The sequence below is a fragment of the Kitasatospora sp. NPDC056181 genome (genome assembly GCF_042266225.1).
Lineage (GTDB): Bacteria > Actinomycetota > Actinomycetes > Streptomycetales > Streptomycetaceae > Kitasatospora.
Genome location: NZ_JBHJUK010000015.1, coordinates 47093 through 62197 on the forward strand (window position 1 = coordinate 47093; position 15105 = coordinate 62197).

A 15105-nucleotide genomic window follows, 5' to 3' on the forward strand; every position below is an offset into this window, starting at 1 on the left:
GTCAACGGGTCGGGCACCGGGACCGGCAAGGGGTCGGGCGACGGGACCGGGAACGCGGCTGCTGCCGGGGGGCGCACGACCGCGACACGCGCGCACCACCCTGCACCCCTCTGGACGCCACGCCCGAGCCGCTGTTCGCTGGAGTGGGGCGGGACTTTGGGGGAGCCGTAGCAGCACACCGAAGGACCGGATGGGAGGCCGCGATGGCTTCAGCTCGAACGACCGGCACAACCGTACGACCCGCGGGCGCACGACCGCACGACCCGCTGCCCCCGGCAGCGTGGCCCGCGCGGGCGCGCGACTGGGCGGAGATCCAGGAACGCATGTTGGTGCCGCTCTACGAAGCGGTCTACGACCGCCTGGAGGTCGGCCCGGCGACCAGCGTGCTGGGTCTGGGCTGCCGGTCGGGCCTGGCCCTGCTGCTGGCGGCCGGACGGGGTGCCCAGGTCGCCGGACTGGAGCCGCAGGACGAGCTGCGCGAGCTGGCCCGGGGCCGTCGGCTCCAGGTGGGCGCGAGTGCCCGGACGGCATCGGCCGTCCCCCGCTCGGCCCATTCGCTGGTCACGGTTTTCGAGCAGCTGCCAGGGGCCGCGGAACCGCAGCGCGTGGTGACCGAGGCGGCCCGGCTGACGCTGCGCGGCGGACACGTGGTGCTGGCCGCCTGGGGCCCGCCGGAGCGCTGCGAGAGCGCGGCCGTGCTGGACGTGGCCCGCCGGATGGCGGGGCGCACCACCGCGCGTGACCCGTTCGGACTGAGTACGCCCGGCGCCCTGGAGGATCTCCTGGCACCGGCCGGCCTGCGCCCGGCCGGCAGCGGCCGGGTGGGCTGCCCGTTCGCCTACCCGGACCTCGACAGCGCGGTGCGCGGACTGCTCTCCACCGGTCTGTACGACGCGGCGGCGGAGTTCTCGGGGCTGCCGCTGGTGGCGAAGGAGCTGGCGGAGGTGCTGCACCCGTACCTGCGCGCGGACGGCTCGGTCCGGATGGAGAACGTCTTCCGTTACCTGGTCGCCGAACAACCCCGCTGACCACCCGGTCGCCCGACTCCCCGCCACCCGACCGCCGGCCGGGCCCCGCTCGCCCGCGGCAAGCGCAGCGACGGCACACCGGAGGGGCGCCCGCACCCACCGCGAGCGCCCCTCCCCAACCCGCCCCGACGGACAACCCGTCCTGCCGAACACCCTGTCCTGCCGAACAACCCGCCCCGACGGACAACCCGTCCCGCCGAACACGCCGTCCCGCTGAACACCCCGTCCCGACGGGCCACCCACGTCGGACAGCCCGCCCCCGGACGGCCCACACGCCCAACACCCCCGTCCCCAGCGCCTCAGGCCTGGTCGAGCGCCTTCCGCGGCACCCCCGCCGCCCGGTACGCCTCCTCCTCGTCCAGCGTCTCCGCCTCCAGCAGGGCCGCCGCCAACGCGTCCAGCCGGTCCCGCTGCTCGGTCAGCAGCCGGAGCGCCTCGTCGTAGCACTCGGAGACGATCCGCCGGGCCTCCTCGTCCACCGCGTCCAGCGTGGTCGGCGCGGCGGAGAGCCCGTAGGCGCCCTGGGGGTCGGAGGGGACGGCGGTGAGCCGGCCGACGCGCTCGCTCATGCCCCAGCGGCCGGCCATGCCGCGGGCGATGTTGGTGACCTGTTCCAGGTCGCTCTCCGCGCCGGTGGTGATGACGCCGTAGACGACCTGCTCGGCGGCCATCCCGCCGAGCGCGCCGATGATCCGTCCGCGCAGGTAGGGCTCGGTGTACGAGTAGCGGTCGGTCTCGGGGGTGGAGAGGGTGACGCCGAGGGCCCGGCCGCGCGGCACGATGGTGATCTTGCGGACCGGGTCGGCGCCCGGCTGGAGCATGCCGAGCAGCGCGTGGCCGCTCTCGTGGTACGCGGTGCGCTCCCGCTCGTCCTGCGGCATCACCAGCGGCCGGACGGCGCCCAACTGGACCTTCTCCAGTGCGTCCGAGAGGTCCCGCTCCCCCACCGCGTCCTGCTTGCGCTTGACCGCCAGCAGGGCGGCCTCGTTGACCAGGTTGGCCAGGTCGGCGCCGGTCATGCCGGGGGTGACCTTGGCCAGCTGGGCGAGGTCGGTGCCCCCGGCGAGCGGGACGGTCCTGGTGTGGATGCGCAGGATGGCGGCGCGGCCGTCCCGGTCGGGCGGGCTGACGGTGATCCGGCGGTCGAACCGGCCGGGGCGCAGCAGGGCCGGGTCGAGGACGTCGACCCGGTTGGTGGCGGCGATGACGATGACGCCCTCGGAGCCGGTGAAGCCGTCCATCTCGGTGAGGATCTGGTTGAGCGTCTGCTCGCGTTCGTCGTGGCCGCCCATGCCGCCGCTGCCGCCGCGCTGGCGGCCGATGGTGTCGATCTCGTCGATGAAGATGATCGAGGGGGCGACCTTCCGGGCCTCGGTGAAGAGGTCCCGGACCCGGCTGGCGCCGACGCCGACGATCATCTCGATGAACTCGGAGGCGGAGGCGGAGAAGAACGGCACGTCGGCCTCGCCGGCGACGGCCCGGGCCAGCAGGGTCTTGCCGGTGCCGGGCGGACCGCTGAGCAGGACGCCGCGGGGCATCTTGGCGCCGAGCCTGCGGTAGTGCTGGGGGTTCTTCAGGAAGTCGACCACCTCGGTGAGTTCGGCCTCGACCTCGTCGATGCCGGCCACGTCGGCGAAGGTGGTGCGCTTGCCGGACTCGGCGGCGACCGGTTTGGGCGGGGCCTTGCGGCCGAGCGCGCCGCCGCCCAGGCCACCGGCCATCCGTCGGGCGAGCAGCACCCAGACCAGGATGAGCAGCAGCATCGGGGCGAGCGAGATCAGCAGGTTGGCGAGGAAGCTGCGCTGCTGGACCACCGGCTTGGCGGTGACCTCGACCCCCTGCTGCTGGAGGGTGGTCCAGAGGCTGTCGCCGGCGAAGGAGGGCCGCTGGGTGTCGAAGTCGGTGTAGTCGCCCTTGCCGCCGTCCGGCTTGGGCGCGGCGTTCTTCAGGGTGCCCTCGATGGCGTCGCCCTTGGAGTAGATCTTGGCGACGTTGCCCTTGTTCAGCTGGTTGTTGAACTCGGTGTAGGAGATCGTGGTGGCGCCGGCTTTGCCGAAGAAGGACAGCAGCAGGTCGGTGATCAGGAAGACCACCAGCGCGGTGAGGATGAGACCTGTCCAGCCGCCGGGCATCCTGCGGCGCGGGGGCGGCGGGGGCGGTGCGCCCTCGGAGCGCCAGGGCTGGTCGGGGGTCTGGCGAGGCGGCGCTGGTTCGGTCACCTGTCGGACAATACGGACATCCGCTCGGGTGATCCATCCGCAACGCCGCACCCCCGGAGCCGCGGACCCCCGCCCCCGAGCCCGCGCCCCCGAACCCCCAACTCCAACCCCCAACCCCCGGCAGCGCCATCCCCCGACGGCTACGCCGCCGCGGAGCCCGGCCATTCCTCGGCGGTCAGGGCGAAGCGCTCGTGGTCCCGCCATTCGCCCTGCAGGAACAGCATCCGGGGCGTGAACCCCTCGTGCCGGAAGCCCAGCCGCTTGGCCAGCCCGATCGAACGCCCGTTGTCCGGCTGCACGTTGATCTCCAGCCGGTGCAGCCCGAGCCCGCCGGCCGTCTGAGGGGCGAAGCAGCTGTCCAGCACCAGCCGCATGCCCTCGGCCATCCGGCCGGTGCCGGCGAACGGCAGGTACGAGTCGTAGCCGAGCGCCCCGTTGCAGAACCGCCCCATCACGATGTTGGCCACGTTGACCTTGCCGACCAGCCCGCCGGTCTCCCGGTCGAAGATCAGGAAGGTCCGCAGCCCGGCGCCCTGCCGCTCCATGAGGTCCGGCAGGCCGTCCGGCTCCACCGGGTTCCACCGTCCGATGTGCTCGGCGGACCGTCGGACCGCCTCGGCGTACGCAACCACGTCCTCGGCCCGCGGGGCCCTGATCGTCACTCTCACCCCCTCATCATCGGACATGCGGATCATCCGACCTGCGAACGGCCTCCCCGGACGTGCGAACGGCCGCACCGGACCGGCGAACAACCTCCCCGGGCGCGCGAACAACCTCCCCGGACATGCGAACGGCCCGCCGCCCGAAGGAAATCCGGACGGCGGGCCGAGCGAGGCTGCGCAGCGGACCTACAGCAGGTCCTTGAACTCCTTCGGCAGCTCGAAGTCGGCCGGGCCCTTGCCCGCGCCGAGCCCGAACGCGCCGCCCTGGTCCGGGGCCTGGCCGCCGCCCGCGCCGCCCGCGCCGAGCGCGCGGCGCTCTGCGGCCGCGGCCTCCTCCTGCGCGCGCTTCAGCGGGTTGCCGCTCTTGCGCTTGCCCTTGGCCGCCGGGGCCTTCTTCGCGGACTTCTTCGAGCCGCCGCCCATGCCCGGGATCCCCGGCATGCCGGGGATGCCCTTGCCGGAGGCCATCGCCGACATCATCTTGCGGGCGTCGAAGAACCGCTCGACCAGGTTGTTGACCTCGCCGACCTGGACGCCCGAACCCTTGGCGATGCGGGCGCGGCGCGAGCCGTTGATGATCTTCGGGTCGGTCCGCTCGGCCGGGGTCATCGACTTGATGATGGCGCCGACGCGGTCGACGTCCTTGTCGTCGATGTTGTTGATCTGCTCGCGGATCTGGCCCATGCCGGGCAGCATGCCCAGCAGCTTGGAGATCGAGCCCATCTTCCGGACCTGCTCCAGCTGGGCCAGGAAGTCGTCGAGCGTGAAGTCCTTGCCGCCGCCCTGCAGCTTGGAGGCGATCTTCTCGGCCTCGGCCTGCGAGAAGGTCTGCTCGGCCTTCTCGATCAGCGACAGCATGTCGCCCATGCCGAGGATGCGCGAGGCCATCCGGTCCGGGTGGAAGGCGTCGAAGTCGTCGACCTTCTCGCCGTTGGAGGCGAACATGATCTGGCGGCCGGTGACGTGCGCGACCGAGAGCGCGGCACCACCGCGGGCGTCGCCGTCGAGCTTGGAGAGCACCACGCCGGTGAAGTCGACGCCGTCGAGGAAGGCCTGGGCGGTGGTGACCGCGTCCTGGCCGATCATCGCGTCGACGACGAACAGGACCTCGTCCGGGCTGACCGCGGCCCGGATGTCGGCGGCCTGCTGCATCAGCTCGGCGTCGATGCCGAGGCGGCCGGCGGTGTCGACGATGACGACGTCGTACTGCTTCTGCTTCGCGTACTCGATCGAGTCGCGGGCGACCTGCACCGGGTCGCCGACGCCGTTGCCCGGCTGCGGGCCGTAGAAGGCCACGCCCGCGCGGTCGGCCACGACCTGGAGCTGGTTGACGGCGTTGGGGCGCTGGAGGTCGCAGGCGACCAGCAGCGGGGTGTGCTTCTGCTTCTTCAGCCAGTGGCCGAGCTTGCCCGCGAGGGTGGTCTTACCGGCACCCTGGAGACCGGCGAGCATGATCACCGTCGGGCCGCTCTTGGCGAACCTCACCCGGCGGGTCTCGCCACCGAGGATCGCGATGAGCTCCTCGTTGACGATCTTGATGATCTGCTGCGCCGGGTTCAGCGCGCCGGAGACCTCGGCGCCGAGCGCCCGCTCCTTGACCTGCTTGATGAAGGCCCGCACGACCGGCAGCGCGACGTCCGCCTCCAGCAGCGCGATGCGGATCTCGCGGGCGGTGGCGTCGATGTCCGCCTCGCTGAGGCGGCCCTTGCCACGGAGGTTCTTGAACGTCGCTGCGAGGCGATCGGAAAGGGTGTCGAACACGTCGTCGCGGGTCCTCTGCGGCATCGGTATCGGTACGGTCGTCGTCCCCAAGGGTATCCGGCCGCCCTGGGAACGGTCTCCACCCCCGGGACGACCGGCCCCGGAGCTTTCCCCAGCGCACGCCCGAAGCACCGCCGAACAGGCCCGGAACACCGCCGAGCACCCCAGGAGCGCTCCCGGATCAAGCCCGGAAACACCCCCAGCGGGCCGGGGAGGCCGCTCCCCGGCCCGGGGCTCAGCCCAGCGCCGCCCGGACCGCCGCGGCGACCTCCCCGGCCCGCTGGGCGGTGAGCGGCCGGCCGGCGTCGTCGGTCAGGTAGAAGGAGTCGACGGCGTCGGCACCGAGCGTGGAGACGTGCGCGGTCCGGACCCGGACGCCGGCGCCGTCCAGCGCCCGCCCGATCCGGTGCAGCAGGCCGGGGGCGTCGTGGGCGCGCACCTCCAGCACGGTCGCGGTGGCCGAGGCCACCGCGGGGGCCACCGCGACCAGCGGTGGCGGGGTCGGGATGCCGCGCCGGCGTGGGGCGGCCGCGTCGCGCTCGGCGAGCCGGCGCGAGACGTCCAGCGAACCGTCGAGCGCTCTGCGCAGGTCGGCCCGGAGCCGGGCCGCCTCCGGCAGCTCGCCGAACTCGGCCGCCACCGTCCAGGAGAGCAGCAGCACCGGGCCGGCGCCGATCGGGTCCAGCTCGCGCAGGCCCGCCGAGCGGACGGTCAGCCGGTGCAGGGCCAGCACCCCGGCGACGGTGCCGAGCAACCCCGGCTGGTCCGGGACGGCGAGGGTCAGCCGCACGCCCATCGGCTCGGTGCCGGGCTCCCCTCCACCCGGCCGGCCCCGACCCGCGGCCAGACCCGCCTCCCCCGTCAGACCCGCCTCCCCCGTCAGGCCCGGCTCCGGCCTCAGGCCCGCCTCCCCGGCCTGGGCCGCCACCTCGGCCTGTGCCAGCAGCGAGAGCGCCGGCCCACCCGTCCGGGCCGCCTCCACCGCGAGCCGCTCCTGCTCCGCGGTCGGCGCGGCCTCCCCGGGGTGGGGGTACCCCCGGCCGACGGCCGGGGAAGGGTACGCGCCGGCCAGCTGGGCGGCGGCCCTGGCCGCCAGGCCGTCCACCAGCGAGGCCCGCCAGCGGCTCCAGGCGGCCGGGCCGGTCGCGGTCGCATCGGCCTCGGTCAGCGCGTGCAGCAGCTCCAGCTGCGGCAGGGTCGCGACCACCTTGGTGATCGCCTCCACGGTCGCGGGATCGTCCGGGTCCCGCCGGGTCGCGGTGTCCACCAGGGTCAGGTGGTGGCGGACCAGCATCGCCAGGGTCTCGACCGACTCCCGGTCGAAGCCCATCCGGACCGCCACGTCACGGACGATCACCTCGCCCGCCTCGCTGTGGTCGCCGGGCCAGCCCTTGCCGAGGTCGTGCAACAGCGCGGCCACCAGCAGCAGGTCCGGCCGGGCCACCCGGCGGGTCATCGCGGCGGCCCGCACCGCCGTCTCCACCAGGTGCCGGTCGACCGTCCAGCGGTGCACGGCGTTGCGCTGCGGGCGGCAGCGGACCCGCTCCCAGTCCGGCAGCAGCCGGGTGATCAGCCCCTCCGCCTCCAGTGCCTCCCACACCGGCAGACAGGCCTCACCCGCCCCGAGCAGCGTGACCAGCTGCTCACGGGCCTCGTCCGGCCAGGGCACCGGCAGCGGCCGGCACTCGGAGGCCAGCCGACGCACCGTCGAGTAGGAGATGGTCAGGCCGTTCTGCGCGGCGGCGGCCGCGGCGCGCAGCGGCAGCACCGGGTCGGCGGCCGGGCGCGCGCCCTGGGCGAGCACCGCCTCGCCGTCCTGCTCGACCACGCCCTCGGCCAGCGGACGGCGCTCGACCGCGCCACGGGCCACCGCGCCCGCGCCACGCCCGGCACCGGTGAACGGGAAGGAGAGCCGGGAGGTGCGCCGGCCCCGGCCCGCGCGGGCGGCCAGCACCCGGTCCACCGCCCGCCAGGTGACGTCGCTCGCGTAGGCGATGGTGCGGGCGGCCTCGTAGACCTGGCGCAGCAGGGTGTCGGCGTCCAGCACACCGAGCCGCTCCGCGACCTGGTCCTGGTCCTGGAGGCTGAGCCGCTCGGTGGCCCGGCCGGTGGCCAGGTGCAGGGCGTCCCGGACGTCGGCCAGGCGCGTCGCGGCGGCGTCCAGGCCGTCCCGCGGGGCGTCGGCCAGCCAGGTGGCGGCGATCGCGTTGAGCGCGACGACGTCCCGCAGGCCGCCGCGGGCCTCCTTGAGGTCCGGCTCCAGCAGGAAGGAGAGCTCGCCGTGCCGTTCGGCCCGCTCCCGGCCGAGTTCGCGCAGCTCGGGCAGGCGTGCGGGGGCGGCGGCGCGCCAGTCGGCGAGGACGGCGGAGCGCAGCGAGGCGGTGAGCGCCGGGTCTCCGGCGACGTGGCGGGCGTCCAGCAGGCCGAGCTGCGCCTTGAGGTCGGCGGCCGCCACCGCGCGGGCCTCGGCGGGGGTGCGCACCGAGTGGTCGAGTGCGGTGCCGGTGTCCCAGACCGGGTACCAGATCCGTTCGGGCAGCGCGGGGTCGAGCGGGCCGTCGTGCAGCAGCAGGACGTCGAGGTCGCTGCGCGGGGAGAGTTCGCCGCGCCCGTAGCCGCCGACGGCGACCAGGGCGACGCCGGCCGGGGCTCCGGCCGCCGTGAGCAGGCCGGCCAGCCAGTCGTCGGTGAGCGCGGCCAGCGCGGCGCGGCGGGCGCTGCCGGCGGGGCCGGGCTCGTCCAGCAGCCGGGCGCGGGCGGCGCCGTAGTCGCAGGGGTCGTCGGTTTCGGTGGCCATGCGAAGTCCCCGTCCGTCGTGCGGTTGAACCAACGGCGCCGATACGCCGTCGGCGGACCCGCGACCGGGGGCCGGTCGCAGGTCCGCCTGCGTGATCAAGCTGAATGCTAGAGCGTGTCCCTAGAGGGCGTCGGGGCCGCGCTCGCCGGTCCGCACCCGGACGGCGGTCTCGACCGGGATGCTCCAGACCTTGCCGTCCCCGATCTTGCCGGTCCGGGCCGCCTTGACCAGGACGTCGATCAGCTGCTCGGCGTCGTCGTCCTCGACCAGGACCTCGATTCTGACCTTGGGCACCAGGTCCACGGTGTACTCCGCGCCCCGGTAGACCTCGGTGTGGCCGCGCTGGCGGCCGTAGCCGCTGGCTTCGGTGACGGTCAGGCCGTGTACCCCGAAGGCCTGCAGGGCGGCCTTCACGTCGTCCAGGCGGTGCGGCTTGATGACCGCGGTGATGAGCTTCATCAGGCGTCGACCTCGGTCTTCTCGGTGTTCTTCTCGGCAGGCTTCCCGGCGGGCTTCCCGGTGCTCTTCGCAGCGGCCGGCGCGGCGGGGGCGGGGGCGGCGACCACGGCCGCGGCCGGGGCGGGGGTGCTCCTGGCCAGGCCGGCGCCCAGCGCGCTGAAGTCGTACGCGGACTCGGCGTGCTCGGCCTGGTCGATGCCGGCGACCTCGACCTCCTCGGCGACCCGGAAGCCGACGGTCTTGTCGATCGCCTTGGCCAGCAGCCAGGAGAGCACGAAGGAGTAGGCGGCGACCACGGCCACGCCCATCGCCTGCTTGCCGAGCTGCTCCAGGCCGCCGCCGTAGAAGAGGCCCTTGGCGGTCTGGCCGACGGTGCCGGTGGCGAAGAGGCCGACCAGCAGCGAGCCGATCGCACCGCCGACCGCGTGCACGCCGACCACGTCGAGCGAGTCGTCGAAACCGAAGCGGTACTTGAGGCTGATCGCGGCGGCGCAGACGGCGCCGGCGATCAGGCCGATCGCGACCGCGCCGAGCGGGCTGACCGAGCCGCAGGCCGGGGTGATGGCGACCAGGCCGGCCACCGCGCCGGAGGCGGCGCCGAGCGTGGTGAAGGCGCCGTGCCGCAGCTTCTCGTAGGCCAGCCAGCCGACCAGCGCGGCGCCCGTGGCGACCTGCGTGTTGACCAGGGCCATCGCGGCGACGCCGTTGGCGGCCAGTGCCGAGCCCGCGTTGAAGCCGAACCAGCCGAACCAGAGCAGCCCGGAGCCGAGCATCACCAGCGGCAGGCTGTGCGGGCGCATCGGGTCCTTGCGGAACCCGACCCGCTTGCCCAGCACCAGGCAGAGCGCCAGACCCGCGACGCCCGCGTTGATGTGCACGGCGGTGCCGCCGGCGAAGTCGATCACGCCGTTGCGGTCGCCGAGCCAGCCGCCGTTGCCGCCGTCGAAGAAGAAGACCCAGTGCGCGACCGGGAAGTACACGACGGTCACCCAGAGCGCGATGAACAGGCCCCAGGCCGTGAACTTGGCGCGGTCCGCGACCGCACCGCTGATCAGCGCCGGGGTGATGATCGCGAACATCAGCTGGAAGGCGGAGAACGCGGTGACCGGGATCGTCCCGGTCAGGTCGTTCAGCCCGATGCCGCGCATCCCGAGGAAGTCCAGGTTGCCGATCAGGCCGGCGCCCGCGTCGGGCCCGAAGCTGAGCGAGTACCCGTAGAGGACCCAGAGCACGCTGACGATGCCGAGCGAGAGGAAGCTCATCGCCAGCATGTTGAGCGTGCTCTTGGCCCTGACCATGCCTCCGTAGAAGAAGGCCAGGCCCGGGGTCATCACCATGACCAGGGCCGCACAAATGAGCACGAAGGCGGTATCGCCCGCGCTGAAGCCGTCCGGCATCGGCGTCTCCTCATGAATGGAAGCCGCTCCACACCCGGGTTACCTGTCCCGTGCCACCCGGGGTGTCGGCGATGAGAAGGAGAGTGCCGAAGGCTGGTTTCGGCCGATGCGGCCCGTTGTTTCGCGACCGTGACGACGGCGACGGTGGGGTTACGCCTGCGTGAACCACGGCCGTGCCGCGCCGCCGGATGGGCTACCGTGCCGCCGCACGGCACGGGGAGTGCGGAAACGGCCACCGACCGTGGCGGCGGCGGCCGTCACGGTCGGCGGGGTTCACGGTGGGGCGGGATCACGGGATCACGGGCAGCGGTACCCGGGCGGCGGGGCACCCGGGCAGCGGGCGCGGGCCCGACCTCGCGGACGGGCCGGACCCCGCGGACGGGTCAGACCGCGCGGACGGGTCAGACCACCGAGACGTACTCCGGGATGTCCTGGACCACCCGCTCCTGGAGCCGGCTCACCGCGTCCACGCCCCTGAACCGGACGGAGGCGGCCTCCGTGGTCTTGCGCACCCGCGAGTTGAGCCGCTCCGAACGCACCTTGCCGGCGATCTCCACCGCCTGCTCGGCGTACTCCACGGCCTGCTCCGGCTCCTTCTGCAGCAGGTGGACGCTGGCCATGCCGATCAGGTTGAAGGCGTACGAGCGGACGTGGTCGCCGTCCTGGCGGAAGAGGTCGACCGCGCGCTCCATCACCGGGGCGGACATCGAGGCGTACAGCTCGGCGTTGTCGGAGTGGTAGGCGAGGTCGCGGAAGGAGTGCGCGTTCTCCGCGTTCAGCTCGGCCGGTGAGAAGAACTTCAGCCAGTCCGGGTCGCCGTCGCCCTCGCGGATGTCGGTGAAGGTGTCCTCGGCCAGCCGGACCGCCCGGGCGCAGCGGTTCACCTCGCCGATGGTGGCGTACGCGCGGGCCTCCATCGCGTACAGCAGGGACTGCTGGCGCGGGGTGGCGGTGTCGCGGCTGCCGTACTGGGCGAGGTGGATCAGCTCCAGGGCGTCCTCGCCGCGGTTGAGGTGGATCATCTGGCGGCTCATGTCGGTGAGGATCAGCGCGCCGAACGGACGGTCGCCGGCCTCCTTGGCCGCGTGCAGCGCCAGCACGTAGTACTTCTGCGCGCTCGGGTGCATGCCGACGTCGTACGACATCCAGCCGGCCAGGTGGGCCAGCTCGGCGGTGAGCCGGAACAGCCGCCGGGTGGTCTGCTCGGGGTACGTCTCCTGGAGCAGGTCGGTGACCTCGTGCAGCTGGCCGACGACGGCCTTGCGGCGCAGCCCGCCGCCGTTCTGGGCGTCCCACTGGCGGAACATGACGGTCGTCTGCTCCAGCAGTTCCAGCTCGGGCTCGGAGAGCCGGCCGGTGAACGGCTCGCCGCCGTTGGCCGCGGTGAGGATGGGGGTGGGAATGCCGGTCGGACCGGGGGCCAGCCAGCGCTGCATCGGCTCGATCAGCGCGGCGCCGGCCGTCAGGGCGAGCGAGGTGCCGAGGAAGCCGCGCCGGTTGAGCATCAGGTCGCTGCGCGAGTAGTCGCTGATCAGCTGGACGGTCTGCGGCGCGCTCCACGGCAGGTCGACGCCGCCGCCCACGGTGGAGACCGGGATGGCGGCCCGGAGCCCGAGGTCCTCGATGGAGACCACGGAGCCGAAGCGCTCGGAGAACAGCTCCGACATGATCTTGGGGATCGGCTCGCGGGGCTGCTCGCCGTCGAGCCAGCGGCGCACCCGCGAGGTGTCGGTGGAGACGTGGTGGGCGCCGATCTGGCGGGCCCGGCGGTTGACCTGGCGCGCCAGTTCGCCCTTGGACCAACCGCTGCGGGTGAACCACGTGGTCAGCTTCTCATTGGGTTGCTTCTCTGCCATGGGAACGTCCCCATCCCGCCCGGCCCCTGCTGCGGGGCCCCCGATCGTGACCGCCCGACGGTTGCGGGCTCTTGCCAGACGTGCCGTACCTGAGGTGCCGCCGGGAGCGCGGGCCGGTGCCGCCGGCCGAAGCCGGGTGCCGGACCGTTCGCCGCGGCGTTCCGGGGCCGTCGCCCCGCCACCGTTGTTCCGCGTTGTTCCGTACCGCTGTTTGAACCGCTTCTTGAAACCGCTGTCGTACTGGTGTGCCATCCTTGCGGACGGGCCGTCAGTTTCCCCAACTCCCGTCCCCCGAGGGCCTGGAGCGGACTCAACGACGGCGTCCGTATGCTGAACGTAATGCCCCGCGTGGTACCCGTGGGAGCGGCCCTGGCGAAACGCCACCTTTCGCCACCCCCATGAGTGAACCGAAGCAAGTCCGCACACGCTTCACTGGATAGTCCCGACGGCCCGGCATATGCGGGCTGCCAAGTCCCCACCGGCCCCCCTGCTCAGACCGGCAACACACGGCGGCCACCGGCGAGTTTGCCGCCGAGCCGGCCGACCACCCTCCCGCGCACCCGACGATCCGGCACGGGCCCCGCCCCCCACAAGGCGGCGCCCGAGGCGCGGCCCCGCAACTGGCGCACGCCACGCGCTGCGCGCCGCCACCGCACAACGCACCACGCAACGGACAATCAACACAAAGTCACCATCCCGTAACCATCGGCAACGAGAACCTGTTGGGGGAGGCATGGACAACCTGTTCGGCGAACTTCGACTGGGGCACCTGCGGTTGGCCCCGCTGAGCGCGCGCCGCCGCACCCGGGCCACCGCGTCCCAGGCGGCCGCGGAGTACACCGGCCGCTGGGGCTGGGCGGTCGCCGTCGGCAACCCGGCCCGCCCGGCCACCACCCCGGCCCGCTGCCACTGCGGCACCCCCCGCTGCGCCGCACCCGGCCTGCACCCCGCCCCCGGCGGCGAGCCGGCCGCCCGCTCCGGCGCCGGCGTCTCCGTACTGTTCCCGACCGGCCGCGCCTTCGACGTCCTGGACGTCCCCGAGCAGGCCGGGCTCCAGGCACTGGTCCGGCTGGAGCGGATGGGCACCCAGGTCGGCCCGGTGCTGGCCGCCCCCACCGGCCGGCTGCAGTTCCTGGTCGCCGCCGGCACCGCCCGCCGGCTGCCCGACCTCCTCTACCGGATGGGCTGGGACGACGCCGCGCTCGACCTCACCTGCCACGGCGAGGGCAGCTACGTCGCCGCCCCGCCCACCGTCCTCGGGAGCCTCGGCCCGGTCCGCTGGCTGCGCCGGCCGACCCGCGACAACGCCGGCTGCCCGCCCGAGGCCCGGCTGCTGCTCGGCACCCTCGCCTACGCCTGCCACCGCGGCCGCGAGCGCTCCGCCGAGCCCGCCTGGCTCGCCTCGTAGGCAGCGCCCGCAACCCGCCCTTCGCGGGCAGCGCGCCTCGCCACCCCCGTGGGCTCCGGCCGCACCTACCGCCCGGACGCACCGCCGGCCCCTCCCGCGCGCCACCTCGACGCCGGCGGAGAAATGCAGGCACCGGCGGAGAACGCAGGCACCGGCGGGCAAACGCAGGCACCGGCGGAGAACGCCGAAGGGCCCGCCCCTCGCGAGGCGGACCCTTCACCGGTGGAGCGGTGCCCGGGATCAGTCCCCGATCAGCGCGTCCACGAAGGCACCCGGCTCGAACGGCGCCAGGTCGTCCGCGCCCTCGCCGAGACCGATCAGCTTGACCGGCACGCCCAGCTCCCGCTGGACCGCGACCACGATGCCGCCCTTGGCGGTGCCGTCCAGCTTGGTCAGCACGATGCCGGTGATGTCGACCACCTCGGCGAAGACCCGGGCCTGGACCAGGCCGTTCTGGCCGGTGGTGGCGTCCAGCACCAACAGCACCTCGTCCACCGGGCCGTGCTTCTCGACGACCCGCTTGACCTTGCCCAGCTCGTCCATCAGGCCGGTCTTGGTGTGCAGCCGGCCAGCGGTGTCGACCAGGACGGTGTCGGCGCCCTCGGCGATGCCCTCCTTGACCGCGTCGAACGCGATCGAGGCCGGGTCGCCGCCCTCCGGGCCGCGCACCGTGCGCGCGCCGACCCGCTCGCCCCAGGTCTGCAGCTGGTCGGCGGCGGCGGCACGGAAGGTGTCGGCGGCGCCGAGCACCACCTTGCGGCCGTCGGCGACCAGGACGCGGGCCAGCTTGCCGGTGGTGGTGGTCTTGCCGACGCCGTTGACACCGACCACCAGGACGACGGCCGGGCCCGCCTGGTGCTTGGTGGAGTGCACGGTGCGGTCGGCGTCCTTGCCGATCAGCTCGACCAGCTCCTCGCGGAGCAGCCCGCGCAGCTCGTCCGGGGTGCGGGTGCCGAGCACCTTCACCCGGGTGCGCAGCCGCTCGACGAGCTCCTGGGTGGGGGTCACGCCGACGTCGGCGGTCAGCAGGGTCTCCTCGACCTCCTCCCAGGTGTCCTCGTCCAGGTGCTCGCGGGAGAGCAGCGAGAGCAGGCCCTTGCCGAGCGAGTTCTGCGAACGGGAGAGCCGGGACCGCAGCCGGACCAGCCGGCCGGCGGTGGGCTCGGGGACTTCGAGGGCCGGGGCCTCCTCGACCTCCGCGGCCGTCTCGGGGACTGCCTCGGGGACGGCCTCGGCCTCGGCCTCGGGGAGCTCCACCTCCTCGACGGTGCGCCGGGGCTCCTCGGTCGGCGGCGCGGCCTCCTCGCCGACCTGGGGCTCCTGCGGGGTCGGAGGCGCCGTGATGACCGGCGCCTGCGACTTCGGGGGCAGCTGCTGGCGTCGTCTGCCGGAAACGACGAGGCCGGCGATCGCACCGATGGCGATCACGGCGATGACTACGGCGAGGATCACGTATTCCACATAAATCTCCTTATCGGGATCCCACGACAGAGTGATCCTTCGGTCACCGACGCACGG

Annotated in this window: 10 protein-coding genes; 2 read left to right on the forward strand and 8 right to left on the reverse strand. The window is 73.8% G+C overall.

The genetic code is table 11. The features are described from left to right. The first annotated feature begins 203 nt into the window (after window positions 1-203). Window positions 204-1028 carry a class I SAM-dependent methyltransferase gene (locus ACFC1F_RS09085; RefSeq protein ID WP_148642773.1) on the forward strand — a complete coding sequence of 275 codons (825 nt, stop codon included), beginning with the start codon at window positions 204-206 and terminating at the stop codon, window positions 1026-1028. A gap of 299 nt (window positions 1029-1327) precedes the next feature. Here the strand turns inward: ACFC1F_RS09085 and ftsH are convergent, their stop codons facing one another. The 7 genes from ftsH to ACFC1F_RS09120 form a co-directional block, all read right to left on the reverse strand. Then, window positions 1328-3247: an ATP-dependent zinc metalloprotease FtsH gene (gene ftsH / locus ACFC1F_RS09090; protein ID WP_376156741.1), complete on the reverse strand. Its 1920-nt coding sequence runs from the start codon at window positions 3245-3247 to the stop codon at window positions 1328-1330. A gap of 140 nt (window positions 3248-3387) precedes the next feature. After that, window positions 3388-3933 carry a GNAT family N-acetyltransferase gene (locus tag ACFC1F_RS09095; RefSeq protein WP_376156742.1) on the reverse strand — a complete coding sequence of 182 codons (546 nt, stop codon included), beginning with the start codon at window positions 3931-3933 and terminating at the stop codon, window positions 3388-3390. A gap of 162 nt (window positions 3934-4095) precedes the next feature. Further along, entirely contained in the window at window positions 4096-5670 is a 1575-nt protein-coding gene (gene ffh, locus ACFC1F_RS09100) for a signal recognition particle protein (protein WP_376156786.1), read from the reverse strand. A gap of 235 nt (window positions 5671-5905) precedes the next feature. Further along, window positions 5906-8467 carry a [protein-PII] uridylyltransferase gene (locus tag ACFC1F_RS09105; RefSeq protein ID WP_376156744.1) on the reverse strand — a complete coding sequence of 854 codons (2562 nt, stop codon included), beginning with the start codon at window positions 8465-8467 and terminating at the stop codon, window positions 5906-5908. A gap of 120 nt (window positions 8468-8587) precedes the next feature. Beyond that, window positions 8588-8926 (reverse strand): P-II family nitrogen regulator, encoded by a 339-nt coding sequence (locus ACFC1F_RS09110; RefSeq protein ID WP_148642777.1) that lies wholly within the window; start codon window positions 8924-8926, stop codon window positions 8588-8590. After that, on the reverse strand, window positions 8926-10323 hold the full coding sequence (locus ACFC1F_RS09115) for an ammonium transporter (protein WP_376156745.1): 1398 nt from the start codon (window positions 10321-10323) through the stop codon (window positions 8926-8928). The genes ACFC1F_RS09110 and ACFC1F_RS09115 overlap by 1 nt, the downstream gene beginning before the upstream one ends. A 401-nt stretch (window positions 10324-10724) precedes the next feature. Beyond that, entirely contained in the window at window positions 10725-12179 is a 1455-nt protein-coding gene (locus ACFC1F_RS09120) for a tetratricopeptide repeat protein (protein ID WP_148642779.1), read from the reverse strand. 733 nt (window positions 12180-12912) lie between these two features. Between ACFC1F_RS09120 and ACFC1F_RS09125 the strand changes: the two genes are divergently transcribed. Further along, complete coding sequence (locus tag ACFC1F_RS09125; protein ID WP_376156747.1) at window positions 12913-13587, forward strand: bifunctional DNA primase/polymerase; 675 nt, start codon at window positions 12913-12915, stop codon at window positions 13585-13587. A 240-nt stretch (window positions 13588-13827) separates the two neighbouring features. Here the strand turns inward: ACFC1F_RS09125 and ftsY are convergent, their stop codons facing one another. Beyond that, window positions 13828-15048: a signal recognition particle-docking protein FtsY gene (gene ftsY, locus ACFC1F_RS09130; protein ID WP_376156749.1), complete on the reverse strand. Its 1221-nt coding sequence runs from the start codon at window positions 15046-15048 to the stop codon at window positions 13828-13830. Window positions 15049-15105 lie beyond the last annotated feature (57 nt).